The organism is Reyranella sp. (assembly GCF_965228225.1).
Taxonomy (GTDB): Bacteria; Pseudomonadota; Alphaproteobacteria; order Reyranellales; family Reyranellaceae; genus Reyranella.
Genome location: NZ_OZ245801.1, coordinates 5138999 through 5156611, shown reverse-complemented (window position 1 = coordinate 5156611; position 17613 = coordinate 5138999). Strand labels below are relative to the sequence as shown.

The window sequence follows — 17613 nt, the reverse complement described above, 5'->3', positions numbered from 1 at the left end:
TCACTTCTTCCCGAAATTCTTGATGCCGATCAGCTTCTGACGCAGCAGCACGGCGACCGCCTGGCCGCCGTTGAAGGCCGAGCGCGCGGCGGCGTCGACCGTGATCTTCACCTCGGCGGCATTGTCGACCGAGTAGAGCAGCACGCCCATCGCCTCGAGCACCTTGGGCGTGCCCTGGCCCATCGGATACTGCCAGGAATTGAACTCGCCCCAGTCACCGCGCATCGTGATCAGGGTCAGGAACGGAAAACGCAGAGTCTTGGGCATGCCCATCAGGTTGATGGTGTTGCCGACGCCCGAGCTCTGCATCAGCAGCACCGAGCGCTGGCCGCCCAGCCAGGCCCCGGCGGCGAGCGGAATGCCCTCCTCCTCGGTCGTGAGGGCCAGGGTGCGGATCGAGTTCGACGTCTGGCAGGCCTCGATCAGCCGTCCATGGCCGGCGTCGGGCACGTGATAGACCTGCTTCACATCATGGTCCTGGAAGACCTCGAAGATCTGGTCGCGCCAATCAACTTTGGAAGGGGCAGGCTGCGTCGGGGCGGCGGTCATGTTTCTCCCATCCGGCTCTAATCGGCCGGCACATTAGCTATAACGCCGACGTAACTCGACGACCGTTGGGAATGAACAGATATAACTATATTGTATCGCTCGATGGAGATTTCCCAGCTTCGCACCCTGATCCATGTCGCCGAGCTCGGCAGCCTGAGCAAGGCGGCCGACCGGATCGGCATCGCCCAGCCGGCGCTCAGCCGCCAGATCCGGATGCTGGAGGAGGAGCTGTCGGTCCGCCTGTTCACCCGGCATGGGAGAGGCATGGTCCTCACCGACAAGGGCCGCGAGATTCTCGAACACGCCACGCGCGTCATGACCGAGCTGGAAGAGATCCGCGCGACGGCCTCCGATCTCGACGCACCCTTGCGCGGCAGGATCTCCATCGGCTTTCCGCCGACGGTGGCCGACATCCTGTCGCTGCCCCTGGTCGCCGCTTTCGGAAAGAGCCACCCGCAGGTCGAGCTGCGGCTGGTCGGCGCCTATACGGGCCATCTGCTCGACTGGCTGCATCGCGGCGAGATCGACGTCGCCATCCTCTACGATCCGAATTCCGCCAGATCGCTGCGGTCGGAGCCGTTGCTGCTCGAGAACCTGTTCCTGATCGGGCCGCCCGACTCAGGCCTCTCCGGCGAACGCTCGATCCCGTTCAAGGACCTCGACGGCAAGCGCATCCTCCTGCCCAGCACGCGGCACGGCTTGCGAACGATCGTCGAGCAGTGCGCCGTGGAGGCCGGCATCGCGCTGCACATCGCCATCGAAGCCGATTCCTACGCGACCCTGAAGGATCTGGTGCGTCATGGTCACGGCTGGACGATCCTGCCGCTGTCGCCCATTCACGACGACATCGCCGCGGGCCGCCTGGCCGCCGCACCCCTGACCGATCCGGCGCCGGTCCGGCAGCTGGTCCTGTCCTATCCGGCGGACCGGCCGGTCTCACGCCTCACACGTTTTGCCGGCGAGACGATCGCCGACATCGTTGCCGACCATGTCGACCGGAAGATCTGGCCCGGACGACTGCTCGGTCGAGGGCAGATCAGAACGGCTTGAGCACCACCAGGAAGACGATCGCGACCATCAGCAGGGTCGGCACTTCGTTCCACCAGCGATAATAGTTCGCCGGACGAACGTTTCGATCTTCCGCGAATTCCTTGCGCCAGCGTCCGTACAGGTGATGCACGACGGTGAGGCCGCACACCAACGCGAACTTCGCGTGCCACCAGCCGGCGTGCCACCACTCGCCCTGCCAGGTGAGCGCGAGGCCGAAGACCCAGGTCAGGATCATCGCCGGGTTCATGATGCCGCGCAGCAGGCGCCGTTCCATGGTCTTGAAGGTCTCGCTCTGCGCCGAGCCCTTCGCCGCATCGGCGTGATAGACGAACAGACGCGGCAGGTAGAGCAGCCCGGCCATCCAGGCGATCACCGAGATGATGTGCAGCGCCTTCAGCACCTCGTAGAGCATCAGGCGGCTCCGGCGATCAGCGGACAGCCGCGGTGGCTGGCGCTGCAGGGCATCGACTTCGCACCATGGCAGATCGCAACCTGCGGTTCGGCCAGGATGGTGCGTACGCGATCCGCCAGGCCGGCGATGAAGGCGGGATGCGTGCCCACGGTCGGCACGCGAACGTAGGCCGGCACGCCGCTCTTCTCGCTGAGATGGCGATACTCGATGTCGAGTTCGACCAGTGTTTCGGAATGTTCCGAGACGAAGGCCAGCGGATAGAGCACGATGGCCTTGCCGTCGCTGCCGGCCCGATGGATCTCCGCATCGGTCGAGGGGCCGATCCATTTCAGAGGCCCGACGCGGCTCTGGTAGCAGACCGACCAGTCGAGACCGCCGATTCTGTCGGCGATCGCCTTGGCGCTGCGTTCGACCTGCGCCTGGTAGGGATCGCCGGCCTTGACGATTTTCTCGGGAAGCCCGTGCGCCGAGAACAGCACACGCACGGGACGATCGGCCATTTCGGCGAGGCCCTGCTTCACGAGATCGACGGACGCCGAAATGAATCCTTCCTCGTCGGGATAGCAGCAGACGGTTTGTGTCGGCACGTCGAGCTTCGCGGCAGCCGCCGCTTCCTTCCAGGCCTTCACCGACGAGGCCGTCGTCGTGGTGGAGAATTGCGGATAGAGCGGCAGCAGGACGATGCGATCGGGCGCGAAGCGCTTCACCGAGCGCACGACGGCGTCGGTCATCGGGTGCCAGTAGCGCATGCAGACATAGCCGCGCCATTCATGCCCCGGGCCCAGCGCCTCCTCGAGTGCACGGGCCTGGGCTTCCGTCTGCCCGAGGATCGGCGAGCTGCCGCCGATCTGCGCATAGATGGCCTGGGCCTTGGGCGCACGACGGCTGGAAATGAACCGCGCCAGCGGCAGCCGGAAGAACGACGGCAGCGAGATGATCGCCGGATCGCTGAACAGGTTGCGCAGGAACGGCTGCACGGCCTCCGGCGAATCGGGGCCGCCGAGATTGAACAGGACGATGGCAATCTTCATCGCGCGATCTCAGCCCGGCTTCCAGTTGCGCACGATCTCGACCAGACGCGCGACATTGTCGGGCGGCGTCTGCGGCACCACGCCGTGACCCAGATTGAACACGAAGGAACCGTGGCCGAGCTTGTCGAGAATGCGGTTCGCCTCACGCGCCATCGCCTCGCCGCCCGCGACGAGCATGATCGGATCGAGATTGCCCTGCACGCAGATGTGCGGCTGGATCTCCTTGGCCGCCCAATGCGCGCCGATGCCGGTGTCGAGCGACAGGGCGCTGAACGTTTCGGGCAGGCGATACATCAGGGCGGCCGGTCCGACGGCCCGCGGGAAAGCGATGATCGGCACGTCGGGATGACGCTCGCGCAGGGACTTGGCGATCCGCACCATCGGATCGAGCGACCAGTGGAAGAGCTGTTCTTCCGGCAGGACGCCCGCCCAGGAATCGAAGAGCTGGACCGCGTCGACGCCGGCATCGACCTGGTGGCCGAGATGATCGACCACCGCGTCGACGAGGAGATCGATCAGCAGCTTGAAGGATTCGGGATGGGCATAGGCCCATTTCTTCACCTTGGCGAAATCCTTGCTGCCGCTGCCTTCGATCATGTAGCAGGCGAGCGTGAACGGTGCGCCGGCGAACCCCAGCAACGCCGTGTCGTTCGGCAGTTCGGCGCGTGTCCGCCGGATCGCCTCGTAGACCGGCCCGAGATGTTCCTGAAGGCGCGCCCGTGACAGCCGGCCGAACTGCGAGGGATCGGTCAGCGCCTCGAGCTTCGGTCCCTCGCCTTCCGCGAACCAGACCTTCTGGCCGAGGGCATCCGGGATCACGAGGATGTCGGAGAAAATGATCGCGGCGTCGAGCCCGAACCGGCGGATCGGCTGCAAGGTCACCTCGACCGCCTTGTCCGGCGTGTAGCAGAATTCGAGGAAGGATCGCGTCGTCGACCGCACCGCACGGTACTCCGGCAGGTAGCGTCCCGCCTGACGCATCAGCCAGATGGGTGGCGTCGGATGTCTCGTTCCGGCCAACGTCTCGAGGAACTTCCCCCTCGGGTTCACACTGCTCAAGCTCTGTCCCTCATGCTTCCTTCTACTCTATTCATATTAGGTAGTAGCAGTAGTAGGGCCTGTGCCATGTGGGGATACGCCCTATTGGTGATTGTTCCCCAGGGGGCTGTGGACCGGATCGCACCGATTCCACGCGACTCAAGGGCCTGATTCCCGACTCGCAGGTCATTCATCCCGAGGTGTACGCAGGGGACGACAAGTTGGACGGGTGAGGCGAGTCGGGTCCTGAATCGGCCAGGTTTGGATGGCCGCCCCGTTTGTCCCCGAAATGCCCGGATCAATCCCGCGTTTCTCCCGGCCTCGCTGTGGGGTAAAACGATCCGTGGCCAACCGCAATTTTCACGTCCATCTCGTGTCCGATTCGACCGGCGAGACCGTCTCGAGTGTCGCGCGCGCCTGTCTCGTCCAGTACGAGGGCATCTTCGTTCAGGAGCATGTCTGGTCACTGGTGCGTTCCCCGGCGCAGATGGAAAAGGTGATGCAGGCGGTTGAACGCGACCGCGGTCCCGTCCTCTATACGCTGGTCGATCCCGAGTTGCGCGACGTGGTGCGCGATCATTGCCGGCGCCTGCAGCTTCCCTGTGTCGGCGTGCTCGACCAGGCGATGAGCGTACTGGCGGTTCATTTCCATTCCAAGAGCGAGCAGTGGCCGGGCCGCCAGCATCAGCTCGACGAGGGCTATTTCGACCGGATCGACGCGATGCATTTTACGCTGGCGCACGATGACGGGCAGTCGACACACGACCTCGACGATGCCGACGTCATCCTGGTCGGCCCCTCTCGCACCTCGAAGACACCGACCTGTGTATACTTGGCCAATCGCGGCGTGCGCGCCGCGAACGTGCCGCTGGTGCCGCTGGTGCCGCCGCCGGCCGAACTCGAGGAGGCAAAGCGGCCGTTGATCGTCGGCCTGATCACCGATCCGGAGCGGCTGGTGCAGATCCGCGTCAACCGCTTGCGGCTCATGCAGCAGGACACCGAGAGCGACTATACCGATATGGATACGGTCCAGAGCGAGATCCAGGATGCGCGTCGCCTCTATGCCCGCCGCAAGTGGGCGACCATCGACGTGACGCGACGCTCGATCGAGGAGACGGCGGCGACCATCCTGCAGATGCTGGCGACCCGCCGGGAGCAGAGGCTCCAGGCGCCGTAGGGAAAGCGAAGCAGGAGGCGACCATGAAGGCAGCCTGGGTAGCGTTCGGTGGGATTCTCTCGTCAACGGCGGCCCTTGCAGCCAACGGTATCGCCGTGACGCGCGGCAACGATTCCAACGTCTATGGCAACTGCGTGCCGAGCTTGGTGGTCGAGAATCGGTCGGCAGAGACGATCGACTATCTACAGGTCGATATCGTGCTCGCCCTGCGCGACGGCCGCCAGCGTACCATCGAATTGAAGTCTGCCTATCGCGGCGGGGTGCCGGCTCCGATTGCCCCGGGCACCCAGGCCACCCTTCGGCAGCAGCTCGATACGTCCCGGGCTCTGGGCGTGCCGTGCGGGGAAGTCAGCGAAAGACGGGTCTCGCGTACGATCTGCGAGACGGAACATGGCACAATGTGTGCATCTTCTGTGGTCGTGCAACCCTGAGGCCGTCTATCATGAAATTCCGTCGTAGGACCATGCTAGGCGCCGCGGGCGCTTCGTTTCTCGCAGCCCCGTTCATCGGCTCCGCCCTTGCTCAGGATTATCCGAACAAGCCTTTGAAGATGATCGTGCCCTACCCGCCCGGCGGCGGCACGGACGGGCTCGGTCGTATCACCGCACAGTTCCTGTCGGAGAAGCTCGGCCAGCAGATCGTCATCCAGAACATCGGCGGCGCTTCCAGCACCATCGGCTCCGACACGGTTCGCCGGGCCGAGCCCGACGGCTACACGATCCTGTTCAACGCCAGCCTGTTCGTGCTCGGCAAGACGGTGGTGCCGTCCTGCCCCTACAATCCGCAGACGGATTTCCGCCCGATCGCCCAGGCGGGCGAGGCGCCCCTGGTGCTGTTGGCCAACAACAATGTACCGGGCGCCGACTATGCCGCCGTGATGGCGGCGGTCGCCAAGGACCCCAAGAAGTTCTTTGTCGCGATATCCTCTGGCGGCTCGGCCGGCCACATCGCCACCCTGGCGTGGTTGAAGCGCATCGGCATCCCGCTCGACCAGATCCTCTACAAGGGCACCGCGCCGGCCAATACCGACCTGATGGCGGGCAGCGTCCAGTTCTTCATGGATCCCTGGACGGCGCTTCTGCCGCTGGCCACGTCCGGCCGGGCCAAGGGCATGTTCGTGACGTCCAAGGAGCGCACGCCTCTCGCGCCGAACATCCCGACGTCTGCCGAAGTGGGACTCAAGGATTTCAACCTCAGCTCCTGGTATGGCGTGTGGGCGCCCAAGGACACGCCGGATGCCGTCGTGAACAAGCTGGCCGCCGGCATGGCCGCCGTTTCGAGCGACAAGGGCTTCGTCGAGAAGACCACCTCGCTCGGCATCGTTCCGACGGCCCGCGGCCCAAAGGAGTTTGCCGCCTTCATCAAGTCGGAGATCGAGACGAACACGGCCCTCCTGAAGGAAGCCAACTTCAAGCCGGAGTGACGGCTGGTGGCGCGCCCCCAGCTCTATTCCGCGGCCTTTGCGACCGGGTCGAAGCGGGAGTCGAATTCGCGGATGGCGGCTTCGACGGCCGCCGAGATCTGTTTCAGCTTGTCCTGGTGCACGACTTTCAGGCCGAACAGGTCCTTGACGTAGAAGACGTCGACCGCGCGCTCGCCGTAGGTCGTGACATGCGCGGTGGCGATCTGCAGGTTGAGGCGCGTGAGCGCGCGCGTGACGACGTGCAGGAAGCCCGGCCGGTCGCGGCCGTTGACCTCAATCACCGTGAAGGCGTCCGAGGCGTTGTTGTCGATCAGCACCCGTGGCTCGACGGTGAAGACGCGGTCGCGCTTGGGCCACGAGCCGCGCTGGCTGTCGAGTTCGCGCTGGATGTCGAGACGGTTGGACAGCGCCAGCTCCACGCGCGCCGCGAGCCGCGCCAGCCGCTGCGGCCCGTCGAACGGCTTGCCTTCGAGGTCCTGGATCCAGAACGTGTCGAGCGCCATGCCGTTCGCCAGGGTGAAGATCTTGGCGTCCACGATGTTGGCGCCGCTGATCGCCATGGCGCCAGCGAGGCGGGCGAACAGGCCATGCGTGTCGAGCGTGTAGATCGTGACCTCGGTCACCGAACGTTCTTCGTCGACCCTGTGCTCGATGGCGAGCGGCTGTTTGCCCCGTTCGGCGCCGCGCACCAGTTCGGCCTGACGAACCAGCGTCTCGATCGGGAAGGACAGCCAGTAGGAGGCGTAGCCGCGGGCGAAGTGTGCTTCCTTGTCGGCGTCGCTCCATCCCGGCAGTCGCTTCGCGACCTCGACCTGGATGTGCTTGATGCGCTCGGCGCGACCGCCGCTCAGCGTGCCGCCCGACAGGACCTGCTCCGTCGCATTGTACAGCTGGCGCAGGAGCGCGGCCTTCCAGTTGTTCCAGACGTTCGGGCCGACCGCGCGGATGTCGCACACGGTCAGGACCAGCAGCAGGCGCAGGCGTTCGGGCGACTGGATCAGGGCCGCGAAGGTCTCGATGGTCTTCGGGTCCATCAGGTCGCGCTGGAACGAAGTGGCCGACATGGCGAGGTGATAGCGGACCAGCCAGGCCACGGTTTCGGTCTCGGCGGCGCTGAGGCCGAGGCGCGGTCCGAGCTGCATCGCGACATCGGCGCCCAGGATGGAATGATCGCCGCCGCGGCCCTTGGCGATGTCGTGCAGCAGCACCGCGAGATAGAGGACGGGCCGTGACAAGATCTTGTGCACCACGTCGGCCGACAGCGGATGGTCTTCCTTGAGCGCGCCCGACTCGATCTTCGACAGGATGCCGATGGCGCGGATCGTGTGCTCGTCGACCGTGTAGGTATGATACATGTCGTGCTGCGTCTGCGCGACCACCCTGCCGAAATCGGGCACGAAGCGGCCGAACACGCCGGCCTCGTTGAGGCGCCTCAGCGTCGTCTCCGGGTCGTGACGCGACGTCAGCATCTCCATGAACAGCCGGTTCGCTTCCGGGTCGTTGCGGAGCCGGTCGACCAGCCGGATGTTCTGCGTGATCAGCCGCAAGGTCGCGGGATGGATGTCGAGGTCGTTTTCCTGTGCGACGTGGAAGAGGCGCAGGATCGCCACGGGATCCTTGGCAAACGAATCGGGCGAGGCGACGGCCAGGCGTTCGCCGTCGAGGCGGAACCCTTCGAGTTCGCGCGGCCGCAAGCTCTGCCACAGCGCGGCGAGCTTGGGCTTGCGGCGGCGACTGTCTTCGAGGGCGGCCACGAAGATGCGCGTCAGGTCGCCCACCGTCTTGGCGTGAAGATAATAGTGTTTGGTGAAACGCTCGACGCCGCGGCTGCCCGGCCGGTCCTGGTAGCCGAGGCGCGCGGCGATCTCGCGCTGGAGATCGAACGAGAGGCGATCGTCGGCGCGACCCGTCAGGTAATGGATGTGGCAGCGCACGGTCGAGAAGAAGCGCTCGGCCCGCTCGAAGTGGCGTGCCTCTTCCTTGGTGAGCACGCCCTTGGCGACCAACTCGCCGGGCTCGCTCACGCGATAGAGATACTTGGCGATCCAGAAGAGCAGGTGCAGGTCGCGCAACCCGCCCTTGCCTTCCTTGACGTTGGGTTCGACGACATAGCGCGAATCGCCCATGCGATGATGGCGCTGGTCGCGCTCCGCGAGTTTGGCGTCGACGAAGTCGCGGCCGTCGCCGGTATAGAACTTTTGCGCAAAGCCCTTCTGCAACTCGTCGAACAGGGCGCGGTCGCCCCACAGGTAGCGGGCTTCCAGCAGGGCGGTGCGGATCGTCTGGTCGCGCTCGGCATAGCGCAGGCTCTCGTCGACGGTGCGGGTCGCATGCCCGACTTTCAGGCCGAGGTCCCATAGAAGGTAGAGCATGAACTCGACGATCTGCTCGCCGCGCGGTGTCTGCTTGTAGGGACGCAGGAACAGCAGATCGATGTCGGAGAGCGGCGCCAGCTCGCCGCGGCCGTAGCCGCCGGTCGCGACCACGCCCAACCGCTCGGCAGCGCTGGGATTGGCCGCCGGATAGGCATGCTGGTCGGCGAAGTCGAACAGGACCCGGATGATCTGGTCCATCAGGTATGAGGTCGCGGCCAGCACCGCCGGCCCGTCGTTCTTGAGCGGGCCGGGCTCCTCGAAACGACGGCGAATCTCGGCCCGGCCCTTGGCCAGCGCATCGCGCAACAGGGCGAGCACCGGCGGGCGTGGCGGCTCGCCACCGTCCGGCAGGTCCTCGACCAGGTGGGCGAGGGCCTCCTCTAGGGTGCGGCGGCGCACGATGCGGCGGCGGTCCGGAATCTCGTCGTAGGGCTGGGCCATGGCGGGCGGATACTACAGGGTGCGGGTGGCCTAAAGTAGGCCCATGAGCGGCGCTCCCCTCTCCCGGTAGATCGGGTGGGTCCCGAGCGCCGGCGATTTCGTGCGATAATGGCCACCATGTCGTTCAAAGTCCTGCTCGCAGTCCTCGCGATCCTGTTCGCCGCCAGCCCGGTTCTGGCGCAGGGCGCGCGCCCGGCCCCTTCTCCGACGGCGCCGGCTTCCAGCCTGATCGACCTCAACAGCGCCAGCCGCGACGATCTCATGTCGCTCGACGGGATCGGCGAAGTGCGTGCGGACGCCATCATCCGGGCCCGGCCCTTCAAGGCGAAGACCGAACTGGTCGAGCGGCGCCTGATTCCCGAAGCGCTGTACGAGAAGATCGCCGACAAGGTCATGGCGCGCCCGGTGCCGGCTGCCCCCGCGCCGCGCCCCGCTCAACCGGCGCCCAAGCGGACGTGACCGACGCCACGATCTATGCGCTGGGCACGCCGACGCCCACGCGTGCGCATCCCGGCGCGCTCGCGGTCGTTCGCGTGAGCGGACCGCGTGCGGGCGACGCCGTGGAGCAACTCACCCGGCGGTCCCTGCCGGAGCCCCGGCGCATGGTCCTGCGCGCCCTTCACGATCCCTCGACCGGGGAGGGTTTCGACAAGGCACTCGTCGTCTGGTTCGCGGCGCCGAACACCGAGACCGGCGAACCGATGGCCGAACTCCATCTCCATGGCGGCCGCGCCGTCGTGGGCGCGGCGCTGGATGCCCTGGCCCATCTCGGGTTCTGCCGACTGGCCGAACCCGGCGAGTTCACGCGCCGCGCCTTCGAGCATGGCAAGCTCGACCTCACCGAAGCCGAGGGCATCGCCGATCTGGTGGCGGCCGAGACGGCGGCGCAGCGTCGGCAGGCGCTGCAGCAGATGGAGGGCGCGCTGCACCGGCTCTACGAGCAGTGGCGCAGCAGGGGGTTGCGGGCGCTGGCCCATCTCGAGGCGGCGATCGACTTTCCCGACGAGGATCTGCCGGAGGGGCTGGCCGATGAGGTGCGGGTCGCGATCGCCGGCCTGCGCGACGAGATTGCGGTTCATCTCGCGGATCGTCGCGGCGAGCGGCTGCGCGACGGGCTTTCCATCGCGATCATCGGGCCGCCCAATGCCGGCAAGTCCTCCCTGCTCAACCTGCTGGCGCGGCGCGAGGCGGCGATCGTCTCGGAGACCGCCGGCACGACGCGCGACGTGATCGAGGTGCATCTCGATCTCGGCGGCTGGCCGGTGGTGCTGGCCGATACGGCGGGCCTGCGCGAGTCGGGCGACGCCGTCGAGCAGGAGGGCGTCCGCCGGGCCCGGGCGCGGGCAGCGGCGGCCGACCTGCGGGTGCTGGTTCTCGACGCTTCCGGGGAGTGGCGTTCGGACATGCAGGCGATCCTGCACTCGACTGAAGGCTGGAACCCTGAGCGCGACATCGCCGTGGCGAACAAGGCCGATCTCGTGGCGATCGACGACCCTCTGGTCGTCGCCCTGTCGACCCGGGACGGAACCGGCCTGCCCCGTTTGCTGACGCGTCTCGAGCAGGCCGCGTCGGCGGCGATGGAGGAAGGCGCCGGGGCGCCGCCGCTCACGCGGGCGCGCCATCGCGAGGCGCTGCTCGACTGCCAGGCGTCCCTCGCGCGCGCGCTGCACGCGCCGGAGGTCTCGCTGGCGGCGGAGGATCTTCGACTGGCCGTGCGTGCCATCGGCCGCATCACCGGGACGGTGCGCCTCGACGAACTTTTAGACGTGATCTTCCGCGACTTCTGCATCGGGAAGTGACGCCGCCGGAACGACTCCTGGCCGGAAACGTTCAGGTCGCGGCATAGTTCGCGACGCGCGAGTGGTGGTTCATGCGCAAGGACAGTCTGGCTCCCTATCGCGCCAAGCGCGACTTCAACCTGACGGAGGAACCGTCGGGAGCCTCGTCGTCGGTGCCGAAGTCCAAACAGCTTCGGTTCGTCATTCAGCGTCACGATGCGACGCGGCTCCACTATGATTTTCGCCTCGAACTCGATGGCACGTTCAAGTCGTGGGCGGTGACCAAGGGCCCGTCGCTCGATCCGAAGGTCAAGCGCCTGGCGGTCGAAGTGGAGGATCATCCCCTCGACTACGGTGATTTCGAGGGCACCATCCCCGAAGGGCAATATGGCGGCGGCACGGTGCAGCTCTGGGATCGCGGCTACTGGATTCCGGAAGGCGATCCGCATGAGGGGCTGAAGAGCGGCGACCTGAAGTTCACGCTGGTGGGCGAGCGGCTCGAGGGAAGCTGGGTGCTGGTGCGCATGAAATGGGACCGCAAGGGCGGCAAGCGGACCAACTGGCTGCTGATCAAGCACCGCGATGCGTCGGCGCACGAAGACGACGACGACAAGATCCTGAAGGATCCCAAGTCGATCGCTTCGGGCCGCACCCTGAAGGAGATCGCATTGGGCAGCGGCAAGGCGCCCACGCCCTTCATGACCGGCAAGAAGCGCAGTGCCGGCGCGGTGTGGCACAGCAACCGGAAGGATGGTGAAGATCCGGTGCCCGACCCTGTGCCGGCGAAGTCGAGGCCCAAGAAAGCCAAGGCTGAAAAGGTCGCGGCGATGCCGAAGTTCGTCGAGCCGCAGCTCGCCAAACTGGTCGAGCGCGCGCCGGCCGCGGCGGGATGGGCGCACGAGGTCAAGTTCGACGGCTATCGCCTGCAGCTTCGCGTCGAGGACGGCGACGCTCATCTGCGCACGCGCAAGGGGCTCGACTGGACCGAGAAGTTCGCGGCCATCGCCCACCAGGCAGAGAAGTTGCCGGACTGCATCCTGGACGGCGAGGCGGTGGCGCTCGACGCGCATGGCGCACCGGACTTCGCCGCGCTGCAGGCCGCTCTGTCGGAAGGCCAGTCGGAGAAGCTGATCTTCTTTGCCTTCGATCTCCTGTTCCTGGAGGGTGAAGACCTGCAGGCGCTGCCGCTGTCGGACCGCAAGGCGCGCCTCAAGCAGGTGCTCGACAGGCTGCCCGGCCAGAGCGCTGCCCTGCGCTATGTCGATCACTTCGAAACCGCGGGCGATGCGGTGCTGCAATCGGCCTGCCGCATGCACCTCGAAGGGATCGTGTCGAAGGAACTCGACGCCCCCTACAAGTCGGGGCGCGGCGGCAGCTGGACCAAGGCCAAGTGCCGGGCGGGGCATGAGGTGATCATCGGCGGCTGGACCAGCGAAGGGCGTCGCCTGCGCTCCTTGCTCGCCGGCGTCCATCGCGGCGACGGCAAGAGCCGGAAGCTCGTCTATGTCGGCCGGGTCGGCACCGGCTTCGGGGAATCCGTGATGCGGTCTCTCGTCCCGAAGCTGCGGGAGGTCGAAAGCAAGACCAGTCCCTTCGCCGCCGGAGCGAGCCCGCCCAAGGAAGCGAACATGCATTGGGCCCGTCCCGATCTGGTGGCCGAGATCGAGTTCGCCGGCTGGACCGGGGCCGGCAATGTGCGACAGGCTGCGTTCAAGGGCCTGCGCGGCGACAAGCCGGCCGAGGAGGTCGAGGCGGAAGTCGCGGCGAGCCCTGAGAAGGTCGAGATGGCGAAGCCCATGCCCCGCAAGAAGTCCAAGCTCAAGCGTGCGCCGGAGTCCACCGCGTCGGGCAAGGCGATGGTGATGGGCGTGTCGATCTCCCATCCCGACAAGCCGCTGTGGCCCGACGAGAAGCCGCCGGTCACCAAGATCGAGCTGGCGCGCTACTACGAGGCGGTCGGAGGGTGGATGATCGATCACATCGCGGGACGCCCCTGCTCGATCGTGCGCACGCCTGATGGGATCGACGGCAAGCAGCACTTCTTCCAGCGTCACGCGATGGCGGGCTCGTCGCACCTTCTTTCAGAAGTGAAGGTCGACGGCGACAAGAAGCCTTATCTCCAGATCGACCGCGTGGAAGGACTTGCGGCCGTGGCGCAGATGGGCGCGACCGAGCTGCACCCGTGGAACTGCCAGCCCGGCAATCCCGACCTGCCCGGCCGCCTGGTCTTCGATCTCGACCCGGCGCCGGACGTGGGCTTCGACGCCGTAATCGCCGGCGCGCGCGACATCGCTGCGCGGTTGCGAAAACTCGGCCTCGTGCCCTTCTGCAAGACGACGGGCGGCAAAGGTCTTCATGTCGTAGTGCCCCTGACCGACGACAAGAAGAGTCCCGATTGGGACACGGCCAAGACCTTCACCCGGGAGATCTGCCGCCGCTTGGCGGACGAGGAGCCCGACCTTTACGTGATCAACATGGCGAAGAAGGAACGGACCGGCCGCATCTTCCTCGACTATCTGCGCAACGATCGCACGGCGACCGCTGTTGCGCCTTTGTCCTCGCGCGCCCGTCCCGGCGCCACCGTGTCGATGCCGATCGAATGGACGCAGGTGAAGAAGGGCCTCGATCCGACCAAGTATACGGTGCGCACCGCGCCGGCGCTGCTGAAGCGCAACAAGCCGTGGAAGGATTACGCGAAGTCCGCGCGTCCGCTACGGGCCGCAATCGAGAAGCTCGTGAAGTCGGAGTAAAGTCATGGCCAAGCAAAAAGCAATGCGACCGACCTGGGAGGGCCATCTGCGGCTCTCGCTGGTGACCTGTCCGGTCGCGCTCTACACCGCGACCGAGCGCAGTGCGGACATCCATTTCAACATGATCAATCCCAAAACCAACAACCGGATCCGGATGCAGTCGGTCGATGCCGGCACCGGCGAGCCGGTGGAGCGCGCCGATCTCGTGAGAGGATTCGCCGTATCGAAGAACAAGTATGTGCTGTTCGAGAAGGAAGAGCTGGACTCGGTACGGCTCGAATCGACACGCATCCTCGACATCGAGGAATTCGTCGACGCCGCCGACATCGATCGCATCTACTGGGACGAGCCCTATTATCTCGCCCCGTCCGGCAAGACCGGCATCGAGGCTTTTTCGGTCATCCGGGCCGCAATGGATAAGCAAAAGAAGGTCGCGCTGGGCCGCGTCGTGATGCATCAGCGCGAACGCATCTGCGCGCTCGAGCCACGGGACGCAGGCATCCTGCTCACGACCTTGCGGACCCACGACGAGATCCGCGCCACGTCCGAAGTGTTCGACCGCACCCTGCCGAAGCCGGACGCGCGCATGCTGCAGATCGCCGAGAAGATCATCGAACAGCAGGATGCCAGGTTCGATCCGACCCGGTTCACCGATCGATACGAGGACGCGCTGCGTGAACTGATCGCGAAGAAGAAGAAGGGACAGCCCGTGATCTCGGAGGCGCCCGCGCAGGAAGAAGAGAAGGTCGTCGATCTCATGGAGGCCCTGAAGAGAAGCCTCAAGGGCGGGAGCGGCCCGTCGCGGGAAAAGGCCGACCGCTTCCTCGAGGCGCATGGCCGCAAGGCCAAGCCGAAGGCGAAAAAGGCCCGGCGCAAGACGACCTCCCGCAAGCGGGCGGCTTAAATGAGTAGAACAGCTCGCCCTCTTGTCATCCTGAGCGACGCGAAGGATCTCACGCTCGCCAGGGAGCCTGGTGGTCGTTCGGCAAGGTCCTTCGCTTCGCTCAGGACGACTCTCTGATTACTCTCACCGCTCCCACGCCACAGGCTGGGGAATACCGTCGACGGTGAGGTGCCGGAAGGTGACGCCGTAGGCGGCCTCGATGATCCCGGCCGCCAAGGCCACGGCGGGCGGGCCATCGGCAGCGACCTTGTTGTTGGCCAGCACGACGATTCGATCGGCGAAGCGGGCGGCGAGGCCCAGGTCGTGGAGCACCACGATCACGCAGGCGCTGCGCGCCGCCTCGGCGCGCAGGATCGTCATGGTCTCCAGCGCGTAGGCCGGGTCGAGGCTGGCGACCGGTTCGTCGGCCAGGAAGACCGCAGCTTCGGTCGCGAGCGCCCGCGCCATCATCACGCGGGCTCGCTCACCCTGCGAGAGCGTGTCGACGGGCCGCTCCGAGAGCCGCAAGCCGTCCACTCGTTCGAGCGCGTGCCGTATCGCCTGCGCGTCCTGCGCCTCGAGCGGCCGGCTGAGATCGGCGCCATGCGGCAGCCGGCCGAGGGCCACCAGGTCGCGCGCGCGCAGCGGCCAGTAGGCGGAAGCCGCTTGCGGAAGGTAGGCGATGCTCCAGGCGCGAATGGCGGCACCGAGCGAGGCCAAGGGCTGACCGCGCAGTTCGACGTCCCCGCCGGACGGCGCATCGAGGCCCGCCAGATGACGCAGCAGGGTCGTCTTGCCCGCGCCGTTGGGGCCGACGATGGCGGTGACCTGGCCTGCTTCGAAGGCGAGATCGATGCCATCCAGCACCACGGCGTGGTCGCGGCGGCTCACCAGACCGCGCACGGAAATGGCGCTGCCGGTCGGGGTCATGTGGCAAGCCAGGCGGCATGGGCCTTGCGCACCGCACGCACCAGGAAGGGCGCGCCGACCAGCGAGGTGAAGACGCCGAGCTGGAGTTCGGAGGCGGTGGGCAGCAGACGCACCGCGATGTCGGCGCCCAGCACGAGCGCGCCGCCGACCAGCATCGAGGGAACGAGCGTCGCGCCCGGACGGAAGCCGACGCGGGCGCGGATCAGATGCGGGGCGATCAGGCCGACGAAGCCGATGACGCCCGCCACAGAGGTGGCCGCGCCCACCATCAGTCCGACGCCGAGTGTCAGGCGAAGACCGAGCGATCTCGTATCCGCGCCGAGGCTGCGGGCCGTGTCCTCGCCCAGCGACAGCGCATCGAGCCAGCGTCCGACGCCCAGAACGATGACCGCGCCGACAATCATGAACGGCGCGGCGATCGCGAGATAGCGCAGGTCGCGGTCGACGATCGAGCCGGCCAGCCACAGCGAGATCTCCTGGTAGGCGAAGGGATTGGGCGACAGGGCCAGCACCAGCGAGATCAGGGCGGCCGCGATGGCGTTGATCGCCACGCCCATCAGCAGCAGCGAGACGGTGCCCGTGCCGGAACGCACTGCGCCCATCAGCAAGGCGACGGCGATGGCAGCGCCGGCGATGCCGGCGAGCGGCAGCGCCAGGGCGAAGGCGGCGGCGAGGCCGCTGTAGAAGGCGCAGACCGCGGCGAAGCCCGCACAGGCCGACACACCGATGACCCCGGGTTCTGCGAGCGGATTGCGCAGCCAGCCCTGCAGCACCGCACCGCTCAGGCCCAGCACGCCGCCGATCAGCAGGCCGAGGGTGGCGCGCGGCAGGCGCAACTCCCAGACGATGGCCCAGCCGACCTCGGTGCCCAGACGCCACGGCCACCAGGCCGGACCGACCGCCAGCGACAGCAGGAAGAGCGCGGCCACCAGCAGGAGGAGCCAGCGATTCATCGCCGGGCCTCCGCCAGGAGTCGCATCACCTCGAAAGTGTCCGGCCCGGCGCAGATCGAATAGCGGGTCGGTACCGACGCGAGCTTCGCCGTGCCCGCCAGAGCGAGCAACGCGTGATGGCCGACGAATTCGGTGGCGCGTGCGGGGCTCTCATTGGCGGTGCCGTCGAGCACCAACAGGTTGGGCTGGCCCGCAAGGACCGCTTCCAGCGACACGCGGCCGAAGGAGCCGATGCCGAGCTCGGCGGCAAGATTGCGGTAGCCGGAGAGTCGCAGCAGTTCGTCCATCAGGCTGCCCTTTCCCGAAGTCCCGCGGTTGGCCTCGAGATAGATCGCCGTGCCGAGCGACGCGCCCGCCCAGGTGAGTCGACGCTGTTTCTCGCGCATGTCGGCGATCAATCGCCGACCCGTCTCCTCGCGGCCGAGCGCCACCGCCATCTGGTCGATGACGGTCACCGCCTCCTCGATCGACGTCGCCCACGGCAGTTCGAGCAGGCGCACGCCGGCGCCGCGCAGCAGGCGCTTGAGCGGGGCGTGGCTGTCCGCGCCGAGGATCACGAGATCGGGCCGCAGGACCAGGATCGATTCGACGGAGTCTCGCACCGGTGCAAGAGCGGCGGCGCGGTCGGCCAGGACGGAAAGGTGCGGATCCTGCGACAGATAGCTGACGCCCACGAGTTGGCCGGGTGCGGCCAGCCGGAGCGCCATCTGATCGAGGCAGAGATTGAGCGTCACCACCCGCTGCGGTGTCTGGGCCATCGCGGGGACAGCCAGAAAGAGCAGCACGAAGCCTGCGAAGCTGCGAAGGAACGCCATCGTCAAAG

At 66.8% G+C, this 17613-nt stretch carries 16 protein-coding genes; 8 read left to right on the top strand and 8 right to left on the bottom strand.

Annotated features, from left to right (window positions below; translation table 11 throughout):
- Positions 1–549, bottom strand: a complete 549-nt coding sequence (locus ACO07K_RS25025) for a phosphonopyruvate decarboxylase (protein ID WP_422032718.1) — start codon at positions 547–549, stop codon at positions 1–3.
- 102 nt (positions 550–651) lie between these two features.
- Between ACO07K_RS25025 and ACO07K_RS25020 the strand changes: the two genes are divergently transcribed.
- Positions 652–1599, top strand: coding sequence for a LysR substrate-binding domain-containing protein (locus ACO07K_RS25020; protein WP_422032716.1), 948 nt, complete (start codon positions 652–654; stop codon positions 1597–1599).
- On the opposite strand, the gene hemJ is transcribed toward ACO07K_RS25020, so the two are convergent.
- From hemJ to hemE, 3 genes are read right to left on the bottom strand one after another with little or no spacing between them, the layout of a single operon-like run.
- Positions 1586–2011 carry a protoporphyrinogen oxidase HemJ gene (hemJ, locus tag ACO07K_RS25015; RefSeq protein ID WP_422032714.1) on the bottom strand — a complete coding sequence of 142 codons (426 nt, stop codon included), beginning with the start codon at positions 2009–2011 and terminating at the stop codon, positions 1586–1588. The two genes, ACO07K_RS25020 and hemJ, sit on opposite strands and share 14 nt — an antisense overlap.
- Positions 2011–3042: a ferrochelatase gene (gene hemH / locus ACO07K_RS25010; RefSeq protein WP_422032712.1), complete on the bottom strand. Its 1032-nt coding sequence runs from the start codon at positions 3040–3042 to the stop codon at positions 2011–2013. Before hemH ends, hemJ begins: the two co-directional genes overlap by 1 nt.
- 9 nt (positions 3043–3051) lie before the next feature.
- A complete protein-coding gene (hemE, locus tag ACO07K_RS25005) occupies positions 3052–4092 on the bottom strand; it encodes a uroporphyrinogen decarboxylase (RefSeq protein ID WP_422036701.1) in 1041 nt (346 codons plus the stop codon).
- Between the two features lie 331 nt (positions 4093–4423).
- On the opposite strand from hemE, the gene ACO07K_RS25000 reads away from it, so the two are divergent.
- Genes ACO07K_RS25000 through ACO07K_RS24990 form a run of 3 tightly spaced genes read left to right on the top strand, consistent with a single transcriptional unit; the run spans position 4424 to position 6680 of the window.
- A complete protein-coding gene (locus ACO07K_RS25000; RefSeq protein ID WP_422032710.1) occupies positions 4424–5257 on the top strand; it encodes a pyruvate, water dikinase regulatory protein in 834 nt (277 codons plus the stop codon).
- 23 nt (positions 5258–5280) lie between these two features.
- A complete protein-coding gene (locus ACO07K_RS24995) occupies positions 5281–5688 on the top strand; it encodes a hypothetical protein (RefSeq protein WP_422032708.1) in 408 nt (135 codons plus the stop codon).
- An 11-nt stretch (positions 5689–5699) separates the two neighbouring features.
- Positions 5700–6680, top strand: a complete 981-nt coding sequence (locus ACO07K_RS24990; RefSeq protein WP_422032706.1) for a Bug family tripartite tricarboxylate transporter substrate binding protein — start codon at positions 5700–5702, stop codon at positions 6678–6680.
- Positions 6681–6703: 23 nt separating this feature from the next.
- On the opposite strand, the gene ACO07K_RS24985 is transcribed toward ACO07K_RS24990, so the two are convergent.
- Positions 6704–9496, bottom strand: a complete 2793-nt coding sequence (locus ACO07K_RS24985; protein WP_422032704.1) for a [protein-PII] uridylyltransferase — start codon at positions 9494–9496, stop codon at positions 6704–6706.
- Between the two features lie 117 nt (positions 9497–9613).
- On the opposite strand from ACO07K_RS24985, the gene ACO07K_RS24980 reads away from it, so the two are divergent.
- The 4 genes from ACO07K_RS24980 to ACO07K_RS24965 all read left to right on the top strand — a co-directional run bounded on the left by ACO07K_RS24980 (position 9614) and on the right by ACO07K_RS24965 (position 14928).
- A complete protein-coding gene (locus ACO07K_RS24980) occupies positions 9614–9955 on the top strand; it encodes a ComEA family DNA-binding protein (protein ID WP_422032702.1) in 342 nt (113 codons plus the stop codon).
- Positions 9952–11295, top strand: coding sequence for a tRNA uridine-5-carboxymethylaminomethyl(34) synthesis GTPase MnmE (gene mnmE, locus ACO07K_RS24975; RefSeq protein WP_422032700.1), 1344 nt, complete (start codon positions 9952–9954; stop codon positions 11293–11295). The genes ACO07K_RS24980 and mnmE overlap by 4 nt, the downstream gene beginning before the upstream one ends.
- Before the next feature lie 71 nt (positions 11296–11366).
- Positions 11367–14024 carry a DNA ligase D gene (gene ligD, locus ACO07K_RS24970; protein WP_422032698.1) on the top strand — a complete coding sequence of 886 codons (2658 nt, stop codon included), beginning with the start codon at positions 11367–11369 and terminating at the stop codon, positions 14022–14024.
- A gap of 4 nt (positions 14025–14028) precedes the next feature.
- Positions 14029–14928, top strand: coding sequence for a Ku protein (locus ACO07K_RS24965; protein WP_422032696.1), 900 nt, complete (start codon positions 14029–14031; stop codon positions 14926–14928).
- Between the two features lie 123 nt (positions 14929–15051).
- Here ACO07K_RS24965 and ACO07K_RS24960 read toward each other — a convergent pair whose 3' ends face one another.
- The 3 genes from ACO07K_RS24960 to ACO07K_RS24950 are packed head-to-tail and all read right to left on the bottom strand — an operon-like array spanning position 15052 to position 17605.
- A complete protein-coding gene (locus tag ACO07K_RS24960; RefSeq protein WP_422032694.1) occupies positions 15052–15837 on the bottom strand; it encodes an ABC transporter ATP-binding protein in 786 nt (261 codons plus the stop codon).
- Positions 15834–16790 (bottom strand): FecCD family ABC transporter permease, encoded by a 957-nt coding sequence (locus ACO07K_RS24955; protein WP_422032692.1) that lies wholly within the window; start codon positions 16788–16790, stop codon positions 15834–15836. The genes ACO07K_RS24960 and ACO07K_RS24955 overlap by 4 nt, the downstream gene beginning before the upstream one ends.
- Complete coding sequence (locus ACO07K_RS24950) at positions 16787–17605, bottom strand: ABC transporter substrate-binding protein (protein ID WP_422032690.1); 819 nt, start codon at positions 17603–17605, stop codon at positions 16787–16789. The genes ACO07K_RS24955 and ACO07K_RS24950 overlap by 4 nt, the downstream gene beginning before the upstream one ends.
- Positions 17606–17613: the final 8 nt, after the last annotated feature.

Coding starts and splice junctions, on each gene's coding strand:
- ACO07K_RS25025 (WP_422032718.1), bottom strand. CDS start 549: ATGACCGCCGCCCCGACGCAGCCTGCCCCTTCCAAAGTTGATTGGCGC.
- ACO07K_RS25020 (WP_422032716.1), top strand. CDS start 652: ATGGAGATTTCCCAGCTTCGCACCCTGATCCATGTCGCCGAGCTCGGC.
- hemJ (WP_422032714.1), bottom strand. CDS start 2,011: ATGCTCTACGAGGTGCTGAAGGCGCTGCACATCATCTCGGTGATCGCC.
- hemH (WP_422032712.1), bottom strand. CDS start 3,042: ATGAAGATTGCCATCGTCCTGTTCAATCTCGGCGGCCCCGATTCGCCG.
- ACO07K_RS24995 (WP_422032708.1), top strand. CDS start 5,281: ATGAAGGCAGCCTGGGTAGCGTTCGGTGGGATTCTCTCGTCAACGGCG.
- ACO07K_RS24990 (WP_422032706.1), top strand. CDS start 5,700: ATGAAATTCCGTCGTAGGACCATGCTAGGCGCCGCGGGCGCTTCGTTT.
- ACO07K_RS24985 (WP_422032704.1), bottom strand. CDS start 9,496: ATGGCCCAGCCCTACGACGAGATTCCGGACCGCCGCCGCATCGTGCGC.
- ACO07K_RS24980 (WP_422032702.1), top strand. CDS start 9,614: ATGTCGTTCAAAGTCCTGCTCGCAGTCCTCGCGATCCTGTTCGCCGCC.
- ligD (WP_422032698.1), top strand. CDS start 11,367: ATGCGCAAGGACAGTCTGGCTCCCTATCGCGCCAAGCGCGACTTCAAC.
- ACO07K_RS24965 (WP_422032696.1), top strand. CDS start 14,029: ATGGCCAAGCAAAAAGCAATGCGACCGACCTGGGAGGGCCATCTGCGG.
- ACO07K_RS24960 (WP_422032694.1), bottom strand. CDS start 15,837: ATGACCCCGACCGGCAGCGCCATTTCCGTGCGCGGTCTGGTGAGCCGC.
- ACO07K_RS24955 (WP_422032692.1), bottom strand. CDS start 16,790: ATGAATCGCTGGCTCCTCCTGCTGGTGGCCGCGCTCTTCCTGCTGTCG.
- ACO07K_RS24950 (WP_422032690.1), bottom strand. CDS start 17,605: ATGGCGTTCCTTCGCAGCTTCGCAGGCTTCGTGCTGCTCTTTCTGGCT.